At 41.9% G+C, this 23224-nt stretch carries 28 protein-coding genes and 1 tRNA gene; 17 read left to right on the top strand and 12 right to left on the bottom strand.

All coding sequences use genetic code 11. From position 1 onward, the window contains the following. Positions 1–7: 7 nt before the first annotated feature. The 3 genes from A7456_RS00860 to A7456_RS00850 are packed head-to-tail and all read right to left on the bottom strand — an operon-like array spanning position 8 to position 1840. A complete protein-coding gene (locus A7456_RS00860; RefSeq protein ID WP_067006566.1) occupies positions 8–373 on the bottom strand; it encodes a hypothetical protein in 366 nt (121 codons plus the stop codon). A 4-nt stretch (positions 374–377) separates the two neighbouring features. Continuing rightward, positions 378–845, bottom strand: coding sequence for a hypothetical protein (locus A7456_RS00855; RefSeq protein WP_042510493.1), 468 nt, complete (start codon positions 843–845; stop codon positions 378–380). Continuing rightward, a complete protein-coding gene (locus tag A7456_RS00850) occupies positions 842–1840 on the bottom strand; it encodes a homoserine kinase (protein WP_067006562.1) in 999 nt (332 codons plus the stop codon). The genes A7456_RS00855 and A7456_RS00850 overlap by 4 nt, the downstream gene beginning before the upstream one ends. 157 nt (positions 1841–1997) lie before the next feature. Between A7456_RS00850 and trhP the strand changes: the two genes are divergently transcribed. Genes trhP through A7456_RS00835 form a run of 3 tightly spaced genes read left to right on the top strand, consistent with a single transcriptional unit; the run spans position 1998 to position 4028 of the window. Then, complete coding sequence (gene trhP, locus A7456_RS00845) at positions 1998–3407, top strand: prephenate-dependent tRNA uridine(34) hydroxylase TrhP (RefSeq protein ID WP_067006560.1); 1410 nt, start codon at positions 1998–2000, stop codon at positions 3405–3407. A gap of 43 nt (positions 3408–3450) precedes the next feature. Next, on the top strand, positions 3451–3768 hold the full coding sequence (locus tag A7456_RS00840) for a DUF4298 domain-containing protein (RefSeq protein ID WP_067006559.1): 318 nt from the start codon (positions 3451–3453) through the stop codon (positions 3766–3768). Between the two features lie 2 nt (positions 3769–3770). Next, positions 3771–4028, top strand: coding sequence for a YfhL family 4Fe-4S dicluster ferredoxin (locus tag A7456_RS00835; RefSeq protein WP_066893771.1), 258 nt, complete (start codon positions 3771–3773; stop codon positions 4026–4028). Between the two features lie 17 nt (positions 4029–4045). On the opposite strand, the gene A7456_RS00830 is transcribed toward A7456_RS00835, so the two are convergent. From A7456_RS00830 to yihA, 5 genes are all read right to left on the bottom strand, one after another. Beyond that, complete coding sequence (locus A7456_RS00830; RefSeq protein ID WP_066886782.1) at positions 4046–5548, bottom strand: YhjD/YihY/BrkB family envelope integrity protein; 1503 nt, start codon at positions 5546–5548, stop codon at positions 4046–4048. A 251-nt stretch (positions 5549–5799) separates the two neighbouring features. Next, the gene (locus tag A7456_RS00825; protein ID WP_066893767.1) at positions 5800–6834 is read right to left on the bottom strand and encodes a threonine aldolase family protein; all 1035 of its coding nucleotides are present in this window, start codon (positions 6832–6834) and stop codon (positions 5800–5802) included. After that, positions 6831–7292: a GatB/YqeY domain-containing protein gene (locus A7456_RS00820; RefSeq protein WP_067006633.1), complete on the bottom strand. Its 462-nt coding sequence runs from the start codon at positions 7290–7292 to the stop codon at positions 6831–6833. The genes A7456_RS00825 and A7456_RS00820 overlap by 4 nt, the downstream gene beginning before the upstream one ends. A gap of 89 nt (positions 7293–7381) precedes the next feature. Then, positions 7382–8230, bottom strand: a complete 849-nt coding sequence (rsmI, locus tag A7456_RS00815) for a 16S rRNA (cytidine(1402)-2'-O)-methyltransferase (RefSeq protein ID WP_067006556.1) — start codon at positions 8228–8230, stop codon at positions 7382–7384. A gap of 94 nt (positions 8231–8324) precedes the next feature. Then, positions 8325–9014 carry a ribosome biogenesis GTP-binding protein YihA/YsxC gene (gene yihA, locus A7456_RS00810; protein ID WP_067006554.1) on the bottom strand — a complete coding sequence of 230 codons (690 nt, stop codon included), beginning with the start codon at positions 9012–9014 and terminating at the stop codon, positions 8325–8327. A gap of 450 nt (positions 9015–9464) precedes the next feature. Between yihA and A7456_RS00805 the strand changes: the two genes are divergently transcribed. The 3 genes from A7456_RS00805 to A7456_RS00795 all read left to right on the top strand — a co-directional run bounded on the left by A7456_RS00805 (position 9465) and on the right by A7456_RS00795 (position 11712). Next, positions 9465–10157: a c-type cytochrome gene (locus tag A7456_RS00805; protein WP_082995370.1), complete on the top strand. Its 693-nt coding sequence runs from the start codon at positions 9465–9467 to the stop codon at positions 10155–10157. A 119-nt stretch (positions 10158–10276) separates the two neighbouring features. Continuing rightward, positions 10277–11368: a hypothetical protein gene (locus A7456_RS00800; protein WP_067006630.1), complete on the top strand. Its 1092-nt coding sequence runs from the start codon at positions 10277–10279 to the stop codon at positions 11366–11368. Then, the gene (locus A7456_RS00795; protein ID WP_067006552.1) at positions 11359–11712 is read left to right on the top strand and encodes an RnfH family protein; all 354 of its coding nucleotides are present in this window, start codon (positions 11359–11361) and stop codon (positions 11710–11712) included. Before A7456_RS00800 ends, A7456_RS00795 begins: the two co-directional genes overlap by 10 nt. On the opposite strand, the gene A7456_RS00790 is transcribed toward A7456_RS00795, so the two are convergent. Beyond that, entirely contained in the window at positions 11709–12056 is a 348-nt protein-coding gene (locus A7456_RS00790) for an outer membrane protein assembly factor BamE (RefSeq protein WP_406946793.1), read from the bottom strand. The genes A7456_RS00795 and A7456_RS00790 overlap by 4 nt on opposite strands. 193 nt (positions 12057–12249) lie before the next feature. On the opposite strand from A7456_RS00790, the gene A7456_RS00785 reads away from it, so the two are divergent. From A7456_RS00785 to A7456_RS00740, 11 genes are all read left to right on the top strand, one after another. Then, on the top strand, positions 12250–13116 hold the full coding sequence (locus A7456_RS00785; RefSeq protein WP_067006550.1) for a DUF3025 domain-containing protein: 867 nt from the start codon (positions 12250–12252) through the stop codon (positions 13114–13116). 87 nt (positions 13117–13203) lie between these two features. After that, positions 13204–13650, top strand: coding sequence for a CopD family protein (locus A7456_RS00780; protein ID WP_066893759.1), 447 nt, complete (start codon positions 13204–13206; stop codon positions 13648–13650). A gap of 477 nt (positions 13651–14127) precedes the next feature. Further along, complete coding sequence (locus A7456_RS00775; RefSeq protein WP_067006540.1) at positions 14128–15468, top strand: Na(+)-translocating NADH-quinone reductase subunit A; 1341 nt, start codon at positions 14128–14130, stop codon at positions 15466–15468. 3 nt (positions 15469–15471) lie between these two features. Next, a complete protein-coding gene (locus A7456_RS00770; protein ID WP_067006536.1) occupies positions 15472–16725 on the top strand; it encodes an NADH:ubiquinone reductase (Na(+)-transporting) subunit B in 1254 nt (417 codons plus the stop codon). Continuing rightward, the gene (locus A7456_RS00765) at positions 16706–17512 is read left to right on the top strand and encodes a Na(+)-translocating NADH-quinone reductase subunit C (RefSeq protein ID WP_066886757.1); all 807 of its coding nucleotides are present in this window, start codon (positions 16706–16708) and stop codon (positions 17510–17512) included. Before A7456_RS00770 ends, A7456_RS00765 begins: the two co-directional genes overlap by 20 nt. A 2-nt stretch (positions 17513–17514) precedes the next feature. Continuing rightward, entirely contained in the window at positions 17515–18174 is a 660-nt protein-coding gene (locus A7456_RS00760) for an NADH:ubiquinone reductase (Na(+)-transporting) subunit D (protein ID WP_066886843.1), read from the top strand. Continuing rightward, positions 18174–18782, top strand: a complete 609-nt coding sequence (nqrE, locus tag A7456_RS00755; protein WP_066886754.1) for an NADH:ubiquinone reductase (Na(+)-transporting) subunit E — start codon at positions 18174–18176, stop codon at positions 18780–18782. Before A7456_RS00760 ends, nqrE begins: the two co-directional genes overlap by 1 nt. A 9-nt stretch (positions 18783–18791) precedes the next feature. Further along, positions 18792–20024, top strand: coding sequence for an NADH:ubiquinone reductase (Na(+)-transporting) subunit F (gene nqrF / locus A7456_RS00750; RefSeq protein WP_066886752.1), 1233 nt, complete (start codon positions 18792–18794; stop codon positions 20022–20024). Between the two features lie 177 nt (positions 20025–20201). Beyond that, entirely contained in the window at positions 20202–20354 is a 153-nt protein-coding gene (locus A7456_RS11265; protein WP_158512450.1) for a hypothetical protein, read from the top strand. Continuing rightward, positions 20351–20902 (top strand): macro domain-containing protein, encoded by a 552-nt coding sequence (locus tag A7456_RS00745; protein ID WP_066886749.1) that lies wholly within the window; start codon positions 20351–20353, stop codon positions 20900–20902. Before A7456_RS11265 ends, A7456_RS00745 begins: the two co-directional genes overlap by 4 nt. Before the next feature lie 36 nt (positions 20903–20938). Continuing rightward, positions 20939–21023, top strand: a tRNA-Leu gene (locus A7456_RS00740). A 286-nt stretch (positions 21024–21309) separates the two neighbouring features. Here A7456_RS00740 and A7456_RS00735 read toward each other — a convergent pair. From A7456_RS00735 to A7456_RS00725, 3 genes are all read right to left on the bottom strand, one after another. Next, a complete protein-coding gene (locus A7456_RS00735; RefSeq protein ID WP_067006533.1) occupies positions 21310–21504 on the bottom strand; it encodes a hypothetical protein in 195 nt (64 codons plus the stop codon). Between the two features lie 466 nt (positions 21505–21970). Further along, a complete protein-coding gene (locus A7456_RS00730; protein WP_067006530.1) occupies positions 21971–22192 on the bottom strand; it encodes a hypothetical protein in 222 nt (73 codons plus the stop codon). A gap of 77 nt (positions 22193–22269) precedes the next feature. Beyond that, positions 22270–23148, bottom strand: a complete 879-nt coding sequence (locus A7456_RS00725) for a tyrosine-type recombinase/integrase (RefSeq protein WP_067006529.1) — start codon at positions 23146–23148, stop codon at positions 22270–22272. Positions 23149–23224: the final 76 nt, after the last annotated feature.

The raw sequence follows: 23224 nt of genomic DNA, 5'->3' as shown, positions 1-23224 counted from the left end.
GGGATTCTCATAATTGACTGATTAGGCTATCAATATCGGCATTTTGTGCAGTTGCCATTTCAAAAAGCATTGCTAAAGCTGGTGAATTTTTCTCATAAGTAAAAATGACTTTATTATTTTGCAGAATGCATAAACCATAAGCATGAGCCCAAATAAAAGAAGTTGGTTCATGGTCATAAAAATATTTATAGCGTTTTTCATAAATACCAATATCCTGACCATTAAAATTGGATTTTAAAAATAAAGAAAAGATTTCTTCGGTTCCTGCGGTTAAATTATTTGGTGGATTGGAGTTTTTCCAATGAATTTCATTGGTTTGAGTTTTTACTTGCAATCCGTCAATTAAACGCTCAATCTTATTAATATTGTTCATGTTATTACCTTAGATAAGAGTCTTTGTTGTATTCGGATAAAGAAACAACCAAAGCTGATAATTGTGTCATCTTATCACGAACTTCTGAAATTGTGATATGTTGAGTTAATTTCTCTGAACTTAGGCTATTTAAAAATTGCTGACATTGTTCTGAGACAATTTTGTGATCTTGAACTTTTTCAGAGACGCTTTGTGCATAAATAACAGCTTGAGATAGTAGCTCTAAAATTTTCTGTATATCAGGATTATTATCTCTAAGAATGCTATTTATTTTTGTATATATGTCTGCTAAAGATTTTTCCAAATCAGGTATTCTGACCTTTGAAAGAATAAATTTTTTAAAAATTTTGGCTTCTTTTAGTACTAGAATTGATAGCCATAGCCCAATCGCAGATAAAATCAATCCTAAAAAAGATGCGATAATGGATAGTTCAGAAATAAATACTAAATATTTCTCTGGAAATAAACTCACACACGTCCCCAATGAAAACTTGCTAAACGCTTCATCAAATCAGGATTTTTGACCATGATATCATCACCTGTGCGTCCTTGTTCACGGTTATAATGAATCACGTTTAGGCGTAGTAGCCAAAAAATCGTGGCACAGTAAGCAAGCATGACGGGCAAGGCAGTTCTTTCGTTGTCCGTCAAGGGGCGAATGGCTTCATAACCGTCTATAAAGGCCATCATTTTATCGGTGTTAAAGTTTACACTCTCGCCATCTCTTGCACTGCCCCATGTGGTACAAAAATCGTTAATGGTAATGGCGATGTCCATCAAATAATGCTCAACCGATACCTCAGTAAAGTCAAGCAGTCCTGTAAGGCGAGCGGTATCACCTGAAAAATCCCATAAGGTATTGTCGGCAAACATGTCCAAATGACACAATCCCCTTGGCAAGTCATGGGGCAAATTGGCATAGGCTGCCCAAATGTCATTCATGAGACGTGCTTCATCGGTAGGCATATAGGCAGTTTCACGTTCTTTGACCCTTGCCCAGTCATACAGTGGCACGCCATAGTTTTCGGCAGGTTGTAGGGTTTGTAAAGTCTTGTGCAATATTGCCAATGCTTGCCCCATGGCATGACACATGGCGGTGTTGGTCGTGGTGGGGTGTGTGCCTAAAAGTTTTGGTACAACCAAAATTGCCTTATTTTCATATCGCATGACACAGTCGCTGCCAATGCCATCGCCTGTGGCAGTGAGTTTAACAAGCGGAGGAGCAATGGGCAATTTATCTTTTAGGGCGTGCATGATGGTTACCATTTTGGTAATATCAGCAACCGAACGCTCTTCAAATAGCGTAAACACATGGCTAAATTCATCGTCCACATCGCTGTCGGTTTGGATAAACCAGTTGGAATTTTTGATGCCTTGGGTGATGGGGACGGCTTTTTTAAATGTTACCCCAAATAGACCACAAAACGCAAAAAATTCATCATCGGATAGGTGAGTATAGACAGACATGATTTAGCCTTTTTATCAAATAAAGTCTTCATTGTAAAACTTTTTGCAAAAATTTACGACTATTTTTTTTATATTTTAAATAACAAAACAAGCACCAATTTTTTATGAAAAATTTGCTATAATACAAATAATTTTGACCATAAAAAAGAGCATCATTATGACCCCCCCAATCGCCCAAAAATCTGAACTGCTTTGTCCTGCTGGCACATTTAAGAACATGCAATATGCTTTTGCTTATGGGGCAGATGCAGTGTATGCAGGGCAAGCCCGTTATTCTTTGCGTGTGCGTAACAACGACTTTGATGAAGAAAATTTGGCAAAAGGCATTGCCTACGCTCATTCGCTTGGCAAAAAGTTTTATGTGGTGGTGAACATTCAAGCACACAACGCCAAATTAAAAACCTTTATTGAAGACATTCGCCCTGTCATTGAGATGAAACCTGACGCGCTTATCATGTCCGATGCTGGCATGATTATGATGGTGCGAGAAGCCTTTCCCCATCAAGTCATTCACCTGTCAGTACAGGCCAATGCCGTGAACTGGGCAACGGTGAAGTTTTGGCAGCAGATGGGCATTAGCCGTGTGATTTTAAGCCGTGAATTATCACTCAAAGAAATTGAGCAAATCATCAAAGAAGCGCCTGACATGGAGATTGAAGTTTTTGTGCATGGGGCGCTGTGCATGGCGTATTCTGGGCGGTGCTTACTCTCTGGCTATATCAACAAACGAGATGCCAACCAAGGCACTTGCACCAATGCCTGTCGCTGGAATTACAACACTTATAAAGCGGTAGAGAATGAAACAGGTGATGTTGTTCCTGTAACCCCAGAGCTGTTTGTACCAGCTCAGAGTGAGATTGCCAATGTCAATCTAAATGGCGATGTCGTCATGGACGATGATTATGTAGAAAAGCCGTCCGATGAGGTTGTACTCATTGAAGAACAAGGTCGCAAGGGTGAGCTGATGGCGATGTATGAAGACGAACACGGCACTTATATCATGAACTCCAAAGACTTGCGTGCGGTGGAGCTGGTGCCTGATTTGGTCAATATGGGCGTGCATTCTTTAAAAATTGAGGGGCGTACCAAATCGCATTATTATGTCGCTCGCACCGCTCAGGTTTATCGCCGCGCCATTGATGACGCTTTGGCAGGCAAGCCTTTTGATACAGGACTCATCACCGCCCTTGATGGGCTTGCCAACCGTGGCTATACCGAAGGATTTTTACGCCGTCATGTCCATTCTGATTACCAAAATTATGAATACGGCTCATCAAAAACCGACCATCAACAATTTGTGGCAGAAGTGTTGGATATTTCCGATGACTTTTTGACCTTAGAGATTAAAAACAAACTCATGGTCGGCGATGACATTGAGATTATGACCCCAAAAGGCAATTTGACTTACACACTTACCAAAATGTGGGACAAAAAAGGCAATGATATAGATGGTGCGTTGGGGTCAGGGTGGATTGCCAAAATCACAAATCCATTTAGCGACATCTGTGATGATGAGCTAAAATTCGCCCTTGTGATGAAAAGTGTGAGTGAGGCGATTTATACTTAACTGTGCCACAATCATTCAAATTTTTCTATTTTTGGAGCAAACAATGACCACCCAAGCTCGCATCAATGAACTCCAAACCATCTACAAAGAATGGCTTGGCGTTTATGAACGCTTAGAGGTCGCCAAACAGGACCTGGCAAAAAGTGCCGAATTGATGACCAAACTAGAAGGCTTTTATTTTGATGGCGAGTATCGTCAGATTCTTGAAGCCATTGAACACGGTGAACAATTTGACTTGACCACCGATGGCGAATATAGTGTGATGAGTGAGGACACCATTTGGCATGCCCTGCACGATTATGACAGCATGCTGTGGGATTTTATGCGGTTTTGTGTCAAACATCTGGATAAAGCTGAATAATAATGGCACTAAAAATCACCACCGACTGTATCAACTGTGACATCTGTGAACCAGAGTGTCCCAATGATGCCATCAGTTATGACCAAAAAGGGCAAAAGACTTATGTCATCAACCCTGATTTATGCACCGAATGCGTGGGTTTTTATGATGAGCCAACCTGCGATAAGGTCTGTCCGATTGACTGTATCATCAAAGACGATAGCCAACCTGAAACCCCTGATGAGTTAATGGCAAAATATAAGCGGATTTGGGGAAGATAATCCCCACTATTACCGTTTTAGCTTTTCACGCCTTTTTTAACGTCCTTGACCACTTTTTTGCCCCGACCATACCAGTGCCAACCTTTTTTGGCAAGTCTGATTGCTTTGGTAATATTACTCTCGGTAAAACTCGCCTCCCCCATTGGTACAACCACTGCATTACCATGTTCATCTACCACTTTTTTGGCATCAGCATCAAAGCCATTGGCATCACTGTTATTATTGGTGGTCTGTGCTGTCATACGTACCACAGATTCTTTGGTTCGCAGTGGTGCGGTCTTAAACAGCTCTGAGAGTGTCATGTCCAGCTCATCCTTTGCTAATTTTTCAATGCTTTCTAGATGACGATACAACTCTATACACCATGGGTCATAGTCTACCATCGTAAAATCATTCATCTCACTTTTGATGGGCAAAGGATAAGGCATGATTTTATAAAACTGCCATAAACTTACGGTATTTAAATCCGTACGCAGGATATATTCATCATTTTCAGTGCGTGTAATCAGCTCATTGGTTACCAGTTCATCAATGTATAAGCTCCATTTTGGCGTCTCTTTACGCCCTAATATGTTGCGTAACTCAGCCTCGCTTGTCGTCTCACCCACCTGATATTTTTTATAAATCAAATTAAGCATGTCAAGCAGGCTTAGCAATGGATGACGCACCGCCACCTCTTTGCTATCAAAGATGGTAAGCGTGTAGCTAATCTCCACGCCAAGCAATATCAAGTTCCACGACAGATATAACCACATCAAAAACACAGGAATGGCCGCAAACGCTCCATAAATGGCTTCATAGCTGGTAAAATTAGTCATGACCGTCCCAAAGACCATCTTTAAGGTCTCAAAGAGTATCGCCACGACCGCACCTGCAATGACAGTATTTTTTAGGGGAACTTTGACTTTGGGGATAAACCAATACATGGCAATAAAGCCCCCTACTGTGAACAAAAATGAGATAATTTTTGCCCATATCCCCCAATCAATGCCATAACCTGCTATTTGCCGATTTAAAAATGACAGCCCTGAAATGGCACTGGATGCACCAAATGCCACCCCCAAAATGATGGGAGCGACGGTAATCATCATCCAATAGCGGACAACGCTTGCCACGCCTCCTGTACGTTCTGATACTCGCCAAATTTCGTTGAACGCCGTCTCAATGGTGATGAGTGTCAAAATGGTCGTTACAAAAACACCTCCCACACCCACAATCCCTAAATTACTGGACTTTTCAGCAAAGCTGTCTATGTGCTGAGAAATCGTCGCCCCAGATGATGGCATAAGATTGCTATAAACGGCTTGTTGTACTTGTCCACGCACATCTTCTAAGGCAGGCACACTTGAAAACACCACAAGCATCACGGTCAAAATAGGCACAAGCGATAACAGTGTGGTATAGGTCAAACTGGCAGCCTTTTGGGTGCAGTTGTCATCCAAAAAATGACGCACCAACAGACGAATGTACATAAACCAAGCATGATGGGCAAAAGGAAGTTTATTAAGAAATTGAGTCATGAGCTTTGAGATGGTTTTTGGGTATTAATCAATGTAAAAATTGACACAGTTTAACAAATATTACCACAAAATTGCTTTGTGTTTATGTAATTTTTTAAATTTGTTAAATTGATGTTTGCTCGCTTAGACCACTTAAAGTTAAGCATCTAAATGATATTTTTGTCTATTTATAAGACTGTTTTGCAGTATCGTACTTTGACTATATATTTTCTTGTCAAAGTATCAAAGTATATCAAATATTTTTGGGATGATTAACCTTGCAAATACATTTTAATGCTTTTTACAAGTTCATCTACCTGCTCTTTTGTGGTATCAAAACTCATCATAAGCCGTATCTCACCTGTTTGGTCATTCCAATCATAAAAATGAAAATCATCATGCAATCTTGCAACCACATTGGGGGCTAATATGACAAATACGGCGTTACTTTGTACTGGTTGGGTGATGATAACACCATCTAAGTCTTTGATTTGGCTGTATAAATAGCTTGCCATGTCGTTACTGTGCCTGGCAAGAGAGAGCCATAACTCTTGCTCAAACCACACCACAAACTGAGCGGAGATAAAACGCATTTTAGATGCCAGCTGCATGCTGGATTTACGTAGGTGTAAAATGTCTTTATCCAACTTAGGATTTAAAAACACCAAGCATTCACCCATCATCAAGCCATTTTTGGTACCACCAAGCGACAATACGTCAGCAAATTGGGCAATGTCCGCCAAACGACAACCCAAATGAGCGGCTGCATTGGACAGCCTTGCCCCATCAATGTATAGATACAGCCCAAATTTATCACACACCTGACGGATGTTGGCAAGTTCATCAAGAGTATAACAAGTCCCAAGTTCAGTAGTTTGGGTGATATAGACCGCACGAGCTTGAGGGTGGTGTTCGGATGGACGGATGAATTGATGGATTTTTTGAGGGTCTAACTTGCCATCATCGCTATCAACCACCAACAGTTTAATCCCTGCCACATACTGTGGAGCGATACTCTCATCATTATTGATGTGGGCGTGGTTGGTGCAGATGACCGCCCCAAATCGTGGTAATATCGCTGACAGTCCCAAAACATTCGCCCCTGTGCCATTAAAAACAGGATAGCCAACCGCCTGCCGCCCAAAGGCTTGCCTGATATGTTCTGCCAACGCTTGACTGTGGTCATCATAGCCATACGCCTTATCATGCCCGTCATTGGCATTTACAAGTGCGTCCATGATGGCAGGGTGTACGCCTGAATAGTTGTCCGAGGCGAAAGCGAAGTTATGCTTGATATTTGTACTCATGCAGTCAATGCCTTTTTAACCAGTCCTGAAATGATGGCAGGGTCGGCTTGTCCTGTGGTTTTGTCCTTGACAGTGCTCATCACACGCCCCATGTCTTTCATGCCAGATGCGTTAAGCTCGTTGATGGTTTCATAAATGATGACGGCAAGCTTGTCATCGGACAACTGCTCGGGCAAAAAGGCGGAAATGACATCAATCTCAAAACGCTCTTTTTGTGCCAAATCATCACGTCCATTAGCGGTATAAATGCCCAAAGACTCTTGGCGTTGTTTGATTTGTTTTTGCAAGATTGCCAGTACGTCTTTGTCATCAAGCTCACCTTGCTCCCCTTCTCTGCCATCAATCTCCACCTGTTTGATGACGGCTTGGACATTACGCAATACCTTTACCTTATCCATCTCTTTGGCTTTCATGGCGGTTTTGATGGTGTCGGTTAGGGTGGTTTTTAGGGTCGTCATGGGTATCTCCTGTTGAAAATGGTCTATTGTATCAAATTTGTGATAAATTTGCGATGTCAATATGGTCATATTTGAGTCATCCTAAAATATCATGAAGCCTTACCATTTGATGATTTTTGTAATACAAGCAGCCTATCATAGACCACACTTTTTTTGATGCCCAATACATCCGCCACGATCGCACTTGCTTTTTTTGGTGGCAATTCTTTGGCGATGGCAAGTAGCCATTCATCATAATCTGCCTTTTGTTCTTTTTGGGTATTTCCCGCCACAACCAGCACAATCTCGCCACGCTGTTGGTTGGGGTCATTTTTTACAAATGCCAATAAATCAGACAGCGGTAATTTTTTTATCGTCTCAAAGGTTTTGCTAATCTCACGGCACAGTGTGGCTTCTCGCTTGTCGCCAAATATTTCTGCCATATCAGACAGACAATCCACAATGCGGTGCGGTGCTTCATAAAAAATCAAGGTATCACGATGGGTCTGATACGCCTTTAAGGTCTCTATCCGTCCATGTTGCTTGGCAGGCAAAAACCCCACAAAGCTAAACTTATCAGAGGGCAAACCTGCCACAGATAACGCTCCGATGACCGCACACGCCCCCACAATCGGCACGGCTGTGATGCTCTCATCATGACACGCCTTGACCAGACGATAACCGGGGTCAGATATGAGTGGCGTGCCAGCATCCGAAATCAGGGCAACGGATTGACCGCCTTGCAATCGCTCTATCAGCCGTGTCGTCTGTGTGTCAGCATTATGCTCATGATAGGCAGTGGTAGGCGTGGATATGTTAAAAAAACTCAATAATTTGCCACTGGTGCGTGTATCTTCACAGGCTATCACGTCCACAGATTTTAGGACATCAATTGCCCGTTCTGTCATATCACTCAAATTGCCAATGGGGGTAGCAACGATATATAAAATGCCTGTCATTTTTTACCTTTTTGATTTAAATGATGATTGTAAATTTTAGATTGAGTGAATTGATTTTCCTTTTGATTTTTATTTAAACATGGTTAATTATTATTTAACTTTGATTATCCAATTTGTCATGTATCAAATTGTCATGGGTTAAATCTGTATTATCTAAATTTAGGTTTTCGTCCAAATGTAACCAATGACCAAGTACGTCCGCCAATTCATCAAGCCCTTCTTTATTTAATGCTGAAAACAGCTGAATAGAAAATGGCAATTCTAAGGCGTGCAGTTGTTTTTTGGTATGCAAAAGAGCGGTTTTGGCAGCACCACGTTTTAATTTATCTGCTTTGGTCAGCAGCACATGAACAGGCAACTCACCATCCTTTGCCCAATGAAGCATTTGTTCATCAAAATACTTTAAAGGATGGCGGATGTCGGTCAATAAAATAAGCCCTGTCAGACTTTTACGGTGAATGAGATAATTTTCAAGTTCTTTTTGCCATTTGATTTTCATTTTCTCTGGCACCTGAGCATAACCATAACCGGGCAAATCCACGATGCGACCATACGCCGAACCAACATTAAAAAAATTAATCATCTGCGTCCGCCCTGGGGTTTTTGATGAACGAGCAAGCTGTTTTTGGTGGGTGATGGTGTTGATGGCGGACGATTTACCAGCATTAGAACGCCCTGCAAATGCCACCTCAAAACCCATATCGGGTGGGCAAAGTTTGAGTGTTGGGGCGGAGAGCGAAAAGACGGTTTGGCGAATGATTTTTTGATAATCGGTGGTGGTCATGATATTAAAATACACATACTAAATGAGACAAATAGTGTATCATGAAAGCGATAAAATAGCGATAAAAACCAACACAGCCAATCAATTGCATTTGTTATGATTGACAAATATTTGTGATAAATTGATAAAAATTGTATCAATGAAATGTGTCAAATATGTACCAATGTCAATTTCAAAGATGAATCAAGATATGTCCGCCTTTTGGGCTGATGCCTTGATTTTGACAACTTTTAGCAAATTGTGAGTAAATAATTTGATGGTTTTTTGTTAAAATGCCATCTGTTTGCAAAAAAATGTTGCCAAAACCACAATTTTTGTAGGAAAATTTAGTGAAGTCTTGTTATAATAGACAATATTTACCAATTTGACTTTATACAAGCCAAATAAAAAATACAAAACCCAAGACACGGGAATATGCCCCGAAGTTAGTAGGAAATTGTTATGAAAGCCATGAATTTGTCACCCAAAGCCATGCTAGCTAAAATGTTGCTCGCCACAGGTTTTGGTTTTGTTACATTGACCGCCACCGCCGCTCCAACCGTTCCTGCTTTTGACATAGAAGCAGGAAAAGCCATCGTGGATGCCAATTGTGCTGCTTGCCATGGTGCTAACGGTGTTTCAGTCGCCCCAGCTCAGCCAAATTTGGGCGGTCAGAACATCAAATACCTATATAAACAACTGGTAGATTTTAAAACAGGTGCCAGGAAAAATGGCATTATGCAAGCCCAACTAACAGGACTCACCCAACAAGACCTCGCTAATGTGGCAGGTTACTACGCCAGTCAAGCGCCGTGGCTGCCTGCTTATGGCAACAAAGCCACGAACGCCGCCGCCCAAAAACTCTACCTAGGTGGCGACAAAAGCCGTGGTATCATCCCTTGTGCAGGATGTCATGACCCCAAAGGTGCAGGTAATGACTGGGCAGCATTCCCACGTATTGGTGGTCAGCATGCCACTTATATCTCAACCCAGCTAAAACTGTTTCGTGCCGCAGGTCGTGAAGATGAAGGTCTTATGGCAGAGCAAACTCGCACCAATGACTCTGCCAAAAAAGGCGAAAAAGGCATGATGCAAATCGTGGCGGCCAAACTGTCCGATAAAGACATTAAGATGCTTTCTGAATTCATCAGTGCCGTTCACTGATTTGTCAGGTTTAGAGGTGTTAATAATAAAACCCCTTGATTGGGGTTTTATCGTTGCTTGGTTTTAGCTTGGCTTTTGATTATTCTCACCCATCTTTAACAACCCAACCAGAGCTTGTTATGTTATCTCGTTATACTGTGTTTTTTGTGGCATGTGCCTTACCACTTTTGTTCGCCCATCAGATTGCTCCCAGCATGGCTCATGAGCTGGACTTTTGGTTGTTGTGGGTGATTGCCATGCTTGTGGTAGGATTGCCGGTCTTATTTGCCGAATTTGCCCTATCTGCTCGCAGCGGCGATGGCGTATGGCTTGGCATGCAAAAGCTCACTCGTGAAGCTGATGCTAAGATGACGTGGCGAGTCTTTGCAGGATTGTCGGTGTTGGTCTCACTACTCATTAGTGCCACGATGACCGCACGCATTGGCACAGGACTGCATCAACACCTACCACAGTTTGACCTTGGCGTACCCAGTATTGGTCTTAGTGCAGGGGTGATGGTGGTAGCACTCATTTTAAGTTTGCTCAAAACTCGCCTGCTTGGAGCTGGGGTCATCGTCGTTGTCATAGGTGGTCTTATTTCACTCTTTGATGGTGGTCTATCTGGTGGTGTGAGTGTACCTATCATCACATCTGTATCGCTTGGCGAGTGGGCAAGAGCGGTTTCTTTGGCACTGTTGTCAGTTGGAGTGGGTACAGGGTTATACTGGTTTTTAAGTGTGGAGATGACCCGACAAGTCATGGGACAGCACAACAAAAAACCCCTATCAGGATTGATATTACCCATTTGGCTTACTCAGCTCATCTTTGGAGCGTTTGCTCTGTTGGTTGGCAGTGCCTTTGTTACGCCAACATCCTTTGCCGTAACTGGCGTGGGCATGTTATTCATCACCAGCTTTTTGCTATACTACGCCATCGGTGAACTTAAAATCCGCCTTGGACTCATCAAGGGCATATCCACAGGCATCGTGCTTGCCATGCTGTTATCTGCCTTGCCTGCCAATATCACCCTAATGATGCTGGTATTCATCAGTCTCTTGACAGTCATCATCTTGGCGATATTTTCTGGTTTTATTATGAAAATCAGCCACTTACGCAAAACTTTCAATTTTAAAAGCGAAGGACGTTATAACGTTTGGCGTGTATTGATGCGTATTGGTGTGCCACTTGCCATTATTATTGCACTCATTGGCTGGGTTGGACAATGGCTATAATAAATATCGCTTTGGCATATGCTGACACGGACAGACAGTATTATCACGAGCTTAGATTGCCTGATGGAACTACCCTATATCAAGCCCTAGTCCATGCAGACTGGATTAGCCTACCTACTTTTATAGACTTTGGGGCGTGGTGTGATGCACATATGAATGCCAACCCCACCCATAAAGCATGGTATGTTGGCATATATAGCCAAAAAAAACGCCTAGATACAGTGTTATCAGATGGCGATAGGGTTGAGATTTATCGCCCTTTATCGTATGACCCTATGGCACGACGCAAATCCAAATCCAATGTTCGTCTAAAAAAGCATGGGCCCTCCCGTCAAGCTGATTAGTGATTTGTCATGGGCAAAGATTCACGCCCTGTAATACGCACCACACGCCCATTTTCAAAGAATACAGACAGATACTGATTGGCGTTTTTGACGTCTTGTTTGCCCGAACGCTTGCCATCAGTACCTGCGGTATAGTCATACAGATAATCAAAACGATTTGGATTTAGTGTGTCTTTCATGGCAGGACTGCCAAGCAGATACATGACTTGATCGGCACTCATGCCCACTTGCACCTGTGCTGCCTGAGCTGATGTGATGGGTGTGCCTTGGGGTAGGTCAATGGTATACACACGAAATACCGAACAGCCTGACAGTGCTAATGTGCCAATCAGTGTCAATGCCATCAATTTGGGGGTCAATGTTTTAGATAGGGTCATCATGATACACTCATCTTTATAAATAATCGCCATATTAAACGCAAGTACAAAAATATGCAAGTTTTTTTATGATATCCCATACCCCTAACAGCTGACTACCCAAAGCTTGCAAAATGTGTTATGCTCACGATGATTTTACCATTTACTGTTTTTGTCTGTCATGCCCAACTTTTTACAAAACTTTGCCACCATTGACCCATCTGCTCCTTGGCTTAGCCCTTATCTGCCCATACATCAAGCATTTGCTAAACGCCCTGCCCTGCCACTTTTTGAGTGGCTTAACGAGTATTTTACCAACAATAACATTCACCTTAAAAATCACCAAAATCACCCCCTAAGCTTTACCCACCAAAACGAGCTAGAACACGGTATGGCCTATGAAAGCCATATCGGGCAATACCACAAAATCCCCACAAGGGACAATCTACACGACTGGTTTGGGGCGTGCGTGTGGTCAGCATTTCCCAAAACCAAATCCCTACTAAACGCCAAACATTTGACACACATGAATGATGATACCACCGCCAATAAACGCAACCGTGTGCGAGATACCATCACCGTTTTTGATGAAAATGGGGCGGTACTTGTGGTGGCCGATGATGACATTGGTCATGCCATCGGACAGGGCTTGGGCGACTTTAATTGGCAAACATGCCTGATAGATAACCGCCAATATTGGGCAAATGATGGTAAAACGTGCGATGAGTATCATTTTGATGATAAAAAAGCCAAAGTTTTTATATTTGGTCATGCCTTATTAGAACAACTCATCCATCCTTATAAATCTTTATGCAGTCATGCACTCGTCATCAAAACAGATTCATCATTTTTTAAAAAACCACTCAATGAACAACTGATCATCTTAGATGATGATTTGTCTGATTATTTAACCCATTTTTTAAAAGAAGGTACAACCCCACGCCAATTAAATCCTTTGCCGATTTTGGGCGTGCCGTATTTTTGGGACAATCAAAACACTGATTTTTATCATGACCCATTTATATTTAGAAAGGGACGAAGAAAGTAGATTTTTAAAAGATATTTAAAAAATCACACCCAACAGATAAAAACCCCAATCATTTTGCCATATTGATTTTAGCCCTTGGAAAAAACCATGTATAAAATTGCTTTGATTTTGCATTTATTTGGTGCCAGCATTTGGGTAGGTGGACATTTATATTTACTCATACGTCTGATGCCTGATTTTATCCGCCAAAATGATACAGCAGGATTTTTAGCCTTTGAAAAAAGTTATGAACCTTTGGGCATGACCGCTCTTGGTGTGCAAATCATCACAGGATTTTATATGCTAATCACCTTATTACCTCCATCGCTTTGGGGGCAAAATATGGGGATACTGACCGCCCTTGTACATGGCAAATTAACATGGCTCATCTTAACAATATTAACCGCCTTGCACGCCAGATTTAGGATAATCAAAAAACTAGAAAATGGCACACACAACAAGAACACTCTAACAATCATGGGCATTCATGTAGGTTTAATTTGCTTGTGGAGTGTGGCATTTGTCATCAATGGGGCATTTTTTCGTTTTGGTTAAAATCAGAACAGACAAACTTAGTTTTTTGATAAACAATTATCATTTGCCAAAATAATGTCTCACTCTATCTCATATTTTATCTCACGCTTTTTTGATACAATCACAACAATGTGCCAACAAGCTTAATATTTATCAAAAATTTGTGTAAATTTATCAAAGTTTAGCGTATAATAGATAAGATTTTCATGCCTAATTTGGGCAAGAGAGCGATTATTGGAACGTGTTAAATCAAACATGATGATGGCGGCCATGAAGCATGGCTTTGAGCATGACTTTGTTATTTGGTCTTTATTATTAAGCCTTATTCATCTGGATTTTTAATTAATACGCCCCAAACGTTCATCAAAACAGGTAGCCAGTCGCCACTGTAACTACAAGCATTAACGTGTTGTTAAGGAGTCTAAGGTCAGCGTTAAAGCTCTCGTGTGTACCAACAGGAGTCTGGTATGGTCATTCCCCAAGAGTGAGTATCCGCTTATGATTACCATAAAAAAGGGGCTCAATTTGCCTATCACAGGCGAGCCTGCCAAAGAAATTAGCGAACACACACCCGCCCACGTCGCCCTTATCGGTTATGATTATATCGGTATGCGTCCGACCATGCACGTCAAGGAGGGCGATACAGTCGCCAAAGGGCAGGTGGTGTTTGAAGATAAAAAACGTGTGGGGGTCAAATATACCGCCCCTGTATCAGGTAAAGTCGTCGCCATCAACCGTGGCGAACGACGTGTCTTTGAAAGTTTGGTCATCGAAGCCTCCCAAGGCGATGAAATCACCTTTAAAGCCCACGCCAAAGATGCACTTGCTAAGCTCTCTTGTAAAGAGGTTATCACCCAGTTAAACGATGCTGGCGAATGGACGGCGTTTCGTACCCGTCCATTTAGCCGTACCCCTGAGCTTGACAGCACACCATCGGCGATTTTTGTTACCGCAACCGACACCAATCCATTATGTGCTGACCCCACTGACATCATCAATGCTAATATTGAAGATTTTAACAACGGTCTTACGGTCATCTCTATCTTATCGCCAAAGACACTGGTCTGCCATGGCAAAACTTCCCCAACCAAGGTCACCAATACTGTCGGTAGCGTTGAGTATCACGGTTTTGATGGCGTACACCCAGCAGGTAACGCAGGCACACACATTCACTTTTTACACCCCTTAGCTCGTGGCGTTACCGTTTGGACAATCGGTTATCAAGACGTGATTGCCATTGGTAAACTCTTTACCACAGGTAAAATTCACACCGAACGCACCATCAGCTTAGCTGGTACGGTCGTAAGTAAGCCACGCCTCATCAAAACCCATCGTGGTGCAGATTTAAACGCCTTAACGCAAGGTGAACTAACTGGTAATGACAATCGCATCATCTCAGGTTCTGTGTTATCAGGTCGCAAGGCAAGCGGTATGGTAGCGTATCTTGGGCGTTTTCACAATCAGGTATCGGTGCTTGCCGAAGGTCGTGAACGCCCTGCCATGCACTTTTTTACCCTAGGTGCCAACCGTTTTTCAACACTGCCGATTTATATCTCTCAGTTTTTTAAAAATAAAAAGTACGCTTTTACAACCACAACCAATGGCTCACCTCGTGCCATGGTACCAATTGGCTCATATGAAACCATCATGCCTCAGGACTACCTACCCACTCAGCTGCTGCGTTCACTCATTATCGGTGATATCGTTGAGGCAGTAGAGCTTGGTGCGTTAGAGCTTGATGAAGAAGATTTGGCACTTTGCACCTTTGTATCGCCAGGTAAATATGAGTTTGGTGATATTTTGCGTGATAACTTGACCCGTATTGAGCAGGAAGGCTAAACGATGAAATTTATTCACAATATCTTTGACCGTATGGAGCCGTCCTTTACCAAAGGTGGCAAATACGAAAAATATTATGCTGTTTTTGAGATGTTTGACACATTTTTTCGTCAGCCAAGCTCACAAACATACAGTGCCTCTCATGTCCGTGATGGTATTGACCTAAAACGCATGATGATTACCGTATGGCTTTGTACCTTCCCTGCCATGTTTTGGGGCATGTACAACGTCGGCTTTCAAGCCCTAAATGCCATTCAACATTTTGGTATTACTCCCACAGGTTGGCGTACCATCATTACAGCCATGGCAGGCTATGACCCAAATAGTGTTTGGGCAAGTTTTGTTTATGGGGCGATGCAATTTTTACCCATTTATATCGTTACCTTTGCAGTCGGTATCTTATGGGAGATTATCTTTGCTGTGGTACGTGGACACGAAGTCAATGAAGGCTTCTTTGTAACGTCTGTCCTATTCGCCCTATCACTGCCTCCTGACATACCCCTGTGGCAAGTTGCCCTAGGCATAAGTTTTGGTGTGGTCGTGGCAAAAGAGGTCTTTGGTGGTACTGGCAAGAACTTTTTGAACCCCGCCTTGGCAGGTCGTGCGTTCTTATACTTTGCCTACCCTGCCTACATGTCAGGCGATGCTGTATGGACCGCCGTTAAAGGTCTTAACAAGGTGGACGGTTATAGTGGTGCTACCCTATTGGGTCAAGCTGCCGCAGGTGTGCCGTCTAATGCCTTTGTGGATGCCTATGGTCAAAGCATCTCTTGGGGTCAAGCCTTTGTTGGCAACATGCAAGGCTCTATCGGTGAGGTATCTACCCTTGCCATCTTAATCGGTGGTGCGGTACTCATGTATACCAAAATTGCATCTTGGCGTGTGGTTGCAGGCTCTGTTATCGGTCTTGTGCTAACCGCCTTTATCTTTAATATGGTAGGTAGCGACACCAACCCAATGACGAGTCTTGCTCCACATTGGCATTTGGTCATTGGTGGTTTCATGTTCGGTGCAATCTTTATGGCAACCGATCCTGTCTCAGCAGCTCACACCAACACCGGTCGTTGGTGTTACGGTCTGCTTATTGGATTTATGACGGTGGCCATCCGTGTGGCAAACCCTGCTTTTCCAGAGGGTATCATGCTTGCCATCTTGTTTGCCAACCTATTTGCATCCTTATTTGATTATTTTGTCAAACAAGCCAACATCAAACGTCAAACAGCACGGAGACTAGCTCATGTCAGCCAAAAACAGTAATGTTACAACCCTTGTAACCGCTTTGGTGCTGTGCCTTGTCTGTTCAGTCATGGTGTCAGCCGTTGCGGTGGGGCTAAAACCCAAACAAGTTCAAAACAGCACCCTAGATTTTAATAAAAACGTGCTCATCGCCACAGGTAAATTCAACCCTGCTACCGATAATAACAGTGTGGTAGCAGAGCGTTTTTCTGATTTTGAAGTTAGGATGGTCAATCTTGATACAGGCACTTTTGCTACCGATGAAGAACTGGCAGAGGCAGGCATCACGGACATTATAAACTATGATATCGCCAAAGCAGCTCGCACGCCTGCCCTTAGTACGCCCTTGACAGATGATATTGCTGCCATTGGTGGTAAGCCTAAGTTTAGTAAAGTATATCTGTCCAAAGACACCAGTGGTCAGATTGGCATGATTGTCCTGCCATTTCATGGGGCAGGTCTGTGGGGGCAAATCTATGGACTGCTGACCTTAGATAATGACTTTAACACCATCAAAGGTGTCAATTTCTATGAACACAAAGAAACCCCCGGCTTGGGCTCTCGTATTACCGAAGAGTCATGGCGTACTCAATGGGTGGACAAAAAGGTTCACAGTGACAACGGCGATGTTGTCATGGGTGTCGCCAAAGCAGGCACTGCCAAACCCACAGAAGTTAATGGCATTAGTGGTGCAACTTTGACAGGGCGTGGTGTTCATAATATGCTACAATTTTGGCTTGGTAAAAATGGCTATCAGCCGTTTTTGGAAAACCTAAAAGCTGGCACAGCTGGCGATAATGGAGTATGACCATGGCAGATACCAAATCTATTTTGACGACGCCGATTTTTAATAACAACCCCATCGCACTACAAATTTTGGGGATTTGTTCGGCATTGGCTGTTACCACAAGTGTCAAAAACGCCCTTGTAATGTGTATTGCGTTAACCCTTGTGACCGCTTTTTCTAGCTTTTTTATCTCAATCATTCGCAACAAAATCCCATCATCCATCCGTATCATCGTACAAATGGTCGTGATTGCGTCACTGGTTATTGTCGTGGATCAAATCCTAAAAGCCGTCGCTTATGATACCGCCAAATCACTGGGTGCATTCATTGGGCTTATCATCACCAACTGTATCGTGATGGGTCGTGCCGAAGCATATGCCATGAGCAACCCACCCATACCAAGTTTTTTAGATGGCATTGGCAATGGTCTTGGCTATTCTGCGGTGCTACTTTTTGTGGCAAGCATCCGTGAGATTGTCGGTAATGGCAGCTGGTTTGACATTCAAATCCTACAAAAAGCCACAGAAGGCGGTTGGTATGTTCCAAATGGCTTACTACTACTGCCCCCATCATCGTTCTTTGTCATTGCACTGTTCATTGCCATCGTACGTTTTTGGAAGCCTGAACAACAAGAACCTGCGGAGTTTACCATTGCAAAAAATTCTAAGGGAGAATCACACTAATGGAACATTACATCAGTTTATTCATCACCTCCGTCTTCATAGAAAACATGGCACTTGCCTTTTTCTTGGGCATGTGTACATTTATCGCTGTCTCAAAAAAGGTCTCAACCGCCATCGGTCTTGGTGTTGCTGTGGTTGTGGTCATGGCAATCTGTGTGCCACTAAACAACCTACTCTATCAATTCCTCCTAAAAGATGGGGCATTGGCATGGGCAGGCATGCCAAATACCGATTTGTCTTTTTTGGGGCTACTTAGCTACATTGCCCTGATTGCAGCGGTCGTCCAAATCTTGGAGATGTTTTTGGACAAATTCGTCCCTGCTTTGTATAATGCCTTAGGTGTATTTTTGCCACTGATTACTGTTAACTGTGCCATCATGGGAGGCGTGCTGTTTATGGTAGAGCGTGATTATAACTTTGGCGAATCCATCGTTTATGGCATAGGTTCTGGCTTTGGTTGGGCGTTGGCAATCTCTGCTTTGGCAGGTATCCGAGAAAAACTAAAATACTCAGACGTGCCTGCCCCTTTGCGTGGTCTTGGCATCACGTTTGTTACCGTCGGTCTAATGTCGCTTGGCTTTATGTCATTTGGCGGTATGAGCTTATAAGGAGAAAGTATGTTTGGTACAGCTATTGGTGGCGTTGCCATGTTTACCATCATTATCATGAGTCTTGTGATAATTATCCTTATCGCACGCTCACGATTGGTAAGCTCTGGCAATGTAACCATCAACATCAATGATGACCCCGACAACAGTGTCAGCACCGCCGCCGGGGGCAAACTTCTACAAACACTGGCAAGCGAGGGTATTTTTCTGTCATCTGCTTGCGGTGGCGGTGGCACGTGTGGTCAATGTCGCTGTAAAGTATTAGACGGCGGTGGTTCTATTCTACCTACCGAAGAGGGTCATTTTACCCAAGGTGAGATTCGAGATGGCATGCGTCTTGCCTGTCAAGTTGCCGTCAAACAAGACATGAAAATTGAGATTGACCCTGAATTCTTTGGTGTCAAAAAGTGGGAATGTGAGGTCATCTCCAATGACAACGTAGCAACTTTCATCAAAGAGCTGACCTTAAAAATCCCCGAAGGCGAGGTTGTGCCGTTTCGTGCAGGGGGCTATGTACAGCTAGAAGCTCCACCACACGAGGTTCACTATAAAGACTTTGACATCGCCAAAGAGTATCACGAAGATTGGGACAATTTTAACCTATGGCGTTATACATCCAAGGTGGATGAACCTGTCATTCGTGCCTATTCAATGGCAAACTACCCTGAGGAAAAGGGCATCATCAAATTTAACATCCGTATCGCAAGCCCACCGCCACGAGGGCCAGACAACATTCCTCCTGGTAAAATGTCCTCCTATGTGTTTAGCTTAAAACCAGGCGATAAGATTACTGTATCAGGCCCTTATGGTGAATTCTTTGCCAAAGACACCAAAGCTGAAATGGTATTCATCGGCGGTGGTGCAGGTATGGCACCCATGCGTTCGCACATCTTTGACCAACTAAAACGCCTAAGATCTGACCGTAAAATCAGCTTTTGGTATGGTGCTCGCTCTAAGCGTGAAATGTTCTATGTTGAAGACTACGATGGTCTGGCAGAAGAATTTGACAACTTTGAGTGGCATGTTGCTCTGTCTGACCCACAACCAGAAGATAACTGGGAGGGTTATACAGGCTTTATTCACAATGTCTTGTACGAAAATTACCTAAAAGACCACCCTGCTCCAGAAGATTGTGAATTCTATATGTGTGGGCCACCTGTCATGAACGCCGCTGTCATCAAAATGCTCAAAGATTTGGGCGTTGAAGATGAAAATATCTTACTTGATGACTTTGGGGGCTAATCCTACCAAATTGGCACAAAATCCGCTCTGATGGGCGGATTTTTTGGTAAATAAATGACAATATACTCATTTTATTCCATGCCAATTATACCCAAAATTTTAGGCGTGGTTTTGTTTGCCATGGCTTTTTTAGCTCTTTTTCTTTATACTACCACCAAATGATTTATCAGGAAAATTATGTGTAATCTGTGTAATGTTAACTTTTTTATTATCCATGACACATCAGTCAATGAACAGGATGATATCAAACCGTCCATTGATGAAAGGATGGACATCAATGATGGCTTAGATGGCGAACAAATTTATTCTGCCTTGGATGGTTTGTTATGATTTTTGCCAGCCATGAGCCATTTTTGCAGTCCAAAGCCCAACTGCTTATCATACCTGTTAGCACAGATGGCAGCATTGTTCATCCTGTCATCACACGATGTAAAAGCCTATTTACTGATTATTATGAATATTACCGCAAAAAAGCAGTCGGTGGAGAACTGTCGTTGGGTGATGCGTTGGTATTTCGGATACCTAAGCAGACCACAGGACTTGGTATACAAATGGGTGGAGCAGAATACATCGGCAGCCTTGTTACCCAAAAGTCTGCCAAACAGCCAATCAGCGTGCGAATGTTTAAACACTCCCTTGTTGCCCTAAAACCGCACATTTATGAACTCATGCGATATAAGGGGTTAAGGCGTGTAGCGATACTGGGGTCGGCTCTATTGGTTGCAGATGCCACGACCCAAGACAATAATATGATAGAATGGATCACCGCTGAACATGTCATGATAATATGTCAAGAAGTATTAAAAGACATGCCAAAGCTGACCATTGAGGTGCATTTTGGTCATGATACGCCATCATCCTTTACAAAAAATACTTGAAAATAATGACAGGTTCAGCTATAATGCACCCCACTTGCGAACGTGGTGGAATTGGTAGACACGCTATCTTGAGGGGGTAGTGCTTCACGGCGTGAGGGTTCAAGTCCCTCCGTTCGCACCAAATAATATGATGAAAATCAAAGGCTTAGTTTGTATGATGGGACTAAGCCTTTTTTGTAGTTAAAATTGGGTTGTAAGGCTTGTGGAATAAAGGTTTGGGAGAGTTAGTGGTTAAAAAATCATCAGAGAGTTTTTTAGCCAAAAATCAATTATTGATTTTTGGGTAGATGAATATCAGCTTTGTTTTGGTTCAGACATTACAGTCCCCTTAGTAAATCAAATATAACTCTCTCGTAAATCAATAAATACAGCCAATTTCTGCATATCCATTAATTCATCATAATCTCCTAGTAATCATAAACATTTTGAGAAGCGAAAATCAGCTTATCTAAATCATCATTAAAACATTTTTCATCATGGTACTTGATGTTTAGTTTTTCATCTTGCTTGAATAAAACTCCAATTTGTAAATTGTCTTTATCAAAGCAAATACAGGTAACACTATCCATATTGATAATGTTACTTTCTAGCAATACAAACATATCATTCTCCTAGTAGCTATAAAAACAATAGGAGCTATCCCCCTATTCAGATAGCTCCTATCTAACTGTATCATCAGCTATACGGTAATTGCCTAGTCAAGGTTTTTAAGGGTAAAACTATCAATTACTGCTATGGTTTTCTTGTCAGCCCACTCATAGCTAGGACTGGTTACTGACCGTGGACAAGTCAGTAACGTTTGCAATAGACTTCTTTCTAAATCCAATTAAGAAACTCATCCCAGTTAGTTATAAAGTCAGGGACAGTACAAAGTTTTTGTAAATCTAATAGGCTCATAGATAAATCCCTTACCATTTAATAATGTAACCATATCTTTGACCTGTTTCAGACTTATACTCAACAATAAACCCTTGCTGTCGTAATTCATCTTTAACATGTTCAGAAATACTACCTAAAATATACACGCTTCTACTGCCTGTTGATACCTATATTGTCAATTAATTACTTTCATTTTTTACCCTCTATTTTTCTTATAAACGCAGTCAAACTATCACGCAAAAATTTTACTTCGTAAACCGACAAATCAATATAACCGATGATAAAGTCATCAACTCTTCTGCCATATTCATTGATAGTCCAATTTACAACTTCTAGGGATAATAAGTTATTTTCGGTGTCCAGTTTAAACTGCATAACACAGTTTTGGCTTTCTAATGTAAAATCATTCATTCTTGGTCTCCGTTGGTAGCTATACAATTAATCTCATCTGGATTAAAAATAAAATCTTGAATTTGAATTAACATAAATTAATCTCCTAAATCCAGTTTGGACATTTCAATTAAATCTTTTTCATTGTTAATCCATCTAGCATAGCGTTTCATCATCATAGGTAAGCTATGCCCTAATTGACTGGCTACAAATGCTACATTTAAACCACTCATAAGCATGATGGTAGCGTATGTATGCCGTGTATTATATGCAGGTCTGGGTCTAATACCAGTAGCTCTCATGGCTTCTTGTAAACGCATTCTAGGAGCTTTGTCATCACAGAATGGTAAACCTGTATTAGGGCAAATAATCACATACCGTGTATCATAGGCTTTGAGGTTATCAATAGCTTCTTGTGAGTGTTTATTTAAATAAACTACCCTTGCTGTATGCGTCTTGGTTACAGACTTCTCTACACCCCTTACTCTACTTCTGTGGATATATAATGTATCTTTTGATACATCAATCCATCTTAGTGCAAATGCTTCTGATGGTCTTAATCCAGTCCAGAACATCAATAAGAAATACCAGTAATAAAGAGCTTCATCATTTATTTTATTGGTTTTAAGCCAATTTAATAATTCATTCATCTCCTCTTTGGTAAATGGGTCTGGTAAATCAAGTTGAATCTTTCTATTTTGTATTGGATTCATTGGACTATCAGGAATAATCCTTAAAGTAACTGCTAAATCAAATACACCCCTTAAAGGAATAAGACAGTTATTAAGTGTCTTAGGTGATACATCTAAATCCAAAATAGCATACATGATTTCTTCATACGTTATGGTATGGATTTGTTTATTACCAAAGACAGGTATCCAGTGTTTATTTAATATACGCTGATAACCTGCTTTGGTATGATTATTGGCTTGGTTAAATTTAATATATTTTTCACTTAGTTTTTTAAACGTTATCATATAGCTCCTTAAAACCATAATAAATAACAGCTAATACAAACCAAAGAATAAAACCAACAACAATAGCAATGAAAAT

The sequence above is a fragment of the Moraxella nonliquefaciens genome (assembly GCF_001679005.1).
GTDB lineage: Bacteria > Pseudomonadota > Gammaproteobacteria > Pseudomonadales > Moraxellaceae > Moraxella > Moraxella nonliquefaciens.
Note: the sequence above shows the minus strand (reverse complement) of the source record. Positions and strands in the feature narration are given on the sequence as shown.

Excerpts from the sequence above, each read along its gene's own strand:
- A7456_RS00860 (WP_067006566.1), bottom strand. The coding sequence starts at position 373 with ATGAACAATATTAATAAGATTGAGCGTTTAATTGACGGATTGCAAGTA.
- A7456_RS00850 (WP_067006562.1), bottom strand. The coding sequence starts at position 1,840 with ATGTCTGTCTATACTCACCTATCCGATGATGAATTTTTTGCGTTTTGT.
- trhP (WP_067006560.1), top strand. The coding sequence starts at position 1,998 with ATGACCCCCCCAATCGCCCAAAAATCTGAACTGCTTTGTCCTGCTGGC.
- A7456_RS00840 (WP_067006559.1), top strand. The coding sequence starts at position 3,451 with ATGACCACCCAAGCTCGCATCAATGAACTCCAAACCATCTACAAAGAA.
- A7456_RS00835 (WP_066893771.1), top strand. The coding sequence starts at position 3,771 with ATGGCACTAAAAATCACCACCGACTGTATCAACTGTGACATCTGTGAA.
- A7456_RS00830 (WP_066886782.1), bottom strand. The coding sequence starts at position 5,548 with ATGACTCAATTTCTTAATAAACTTCCTTTTGCCCATCATGCTTGGTTT.
- A7456_RS00825 (WP_066893767.1), bottom strand. The coding sequence starts at position 6,834 with ATGAGTACAAATATCAAGCATAACTTCGCTTTCGCCTCGGACAACTAT.
- A7456_RS00820 (WP_067006633.1), bottom strand. The coding sequence starts at position 7,292 with ATGACGACCCTAAAAACCACCCTAACCGACACCATCAAAACCGCCATG.
- rsmI (WP_067006556.1), bottom strand. The coding sequence starts at position 8,230 with ATGACAGGCATTTTATATATCGTTGCTACCCCCATTGGCAATTTGAGT.
- yihA (WP_067006554.1), bottom strand. The coding sequence starts at position 9,014 with ATGACCACCACCGATTATCAAAAAATCATTCGCCAAACCGTCTTTTCG.
- A7456_RS00805 (WP_082995370.1), top strand. The coding sequence starts at position 9,465 with ATGAATTTGTCACCCAAAGCCATGCTAGCTAAAATGTTGCTCGCCACA.
- A7456_RS00800 (WP_067006630.1), top strand. The coding sequence starts at position 10,277 with ATGTTATCTCGTTATACTGTGTTTTTTGTGGCATGTGCCTTACCACTT.
- A7456_RS00795 (WP_067006552.1), top strand. The coding sequence starts at position 11,359 with ATGGCTATAATAAATATCGCTTTGGCATATGCTGACACGGACAGACAG.
- A7456_RS00790 (WP_406946793.1), bottom strand. The coding sequence starts at position 12,056 with ATGGCATTGACACTGATTGGCACATTAGCACTGTCAGGCTGTTCGGTA.
- A7456_RS00785 (WP_067006550.1), top strand. The coding sequence starts at position 12,250 with ATGCCCAACTTTTTACAAAACTTTGCCACCATTGACCCATCTGCTCCT.
- A7456_RS00780 (WP_066893759.1), top strand. The coding sequence starts at position 13,204 with ATGTATAAAATTGCTTTGATTTTGCATTTATTTGGTGCCAGCATTTGG.
- A7456_RS00775 (WP_067006540.1), top strand. The coding sequence starts at position 14,128 with ATGATTACCATAAAAAAGGGGCTCAATTTGCCTATCACAGGCGAGCCT.
- A7456_RS00770 (WP_067006536.1), top strand. The coding sequence starts at position 15,472 with ATGAAATTTATTCACAATATCTTTGACCGTATGGAGCCGTCCTTTACC.
- A7456_RS00765 (WP_066886757.1), top strand. The coding sequence starts at position 16,706 with ATGTCAGCCAAAAACAGTAATGTTACAACCCTTGTAACCGCTTTGGTG.
- A7456_RS00760 (WP_066886843.1), top strand. The coding sequence starts at position 17,515 with ATGGCAGATACCAAATCTATTTTGACGACGCCGATTTTTAATAACAAC.
- nqrE (WP_066886754.1), top strand. The coding sequence starts at position 18,174 with ATGGAACATTACATCAGTTTATTCATCACCTCCGTCTTCATAGAAAAC.
- nqrF (WP_066886752.1), top strand. The coding sequence starts at position 18,792 with ATGTTTGGTACAGCTATTGGTGGCGTTGCCATGTTTACCATCATTATC.
- A7456_RS11265 (WP_158512450.1), top strand. The coding sequence starts at position 20,202 with ATGTGTAATCTGTGTAATGTTAACTTTTTTATTATCCATGACACATCA.
- A7456_RS00745 (WP_066886749.1), top strand. The coding sequence starts at position 20,351 with ATGATTTTTGCCAGCCATGAGCCATTTTTGCAGTCCAAAGCCCAACTG.
- A7456_RS00735 (WP_067006533.1), bottom strand. The coding sequence starts at position 21,504 with ATGTTTGTATTGCTAGAAAGTAACATTATCAATATGGATAGTGTTACC.
- A7456_RS00730 (WP_067006530.1), bottom strand. The coding sequence starts at position 22,192 with ATGAATGATTTTACATTAGAAAGCCAAAACTGTGTTATGCAGTTTAAA.
- A7456_RS00725 (WP_067006529.1), bottom strand. The coding sequence starts at position 23,148 with ATGATAACGTTTAAAAAACTAAGTGAAAAATATATTAAATTTAACCAA.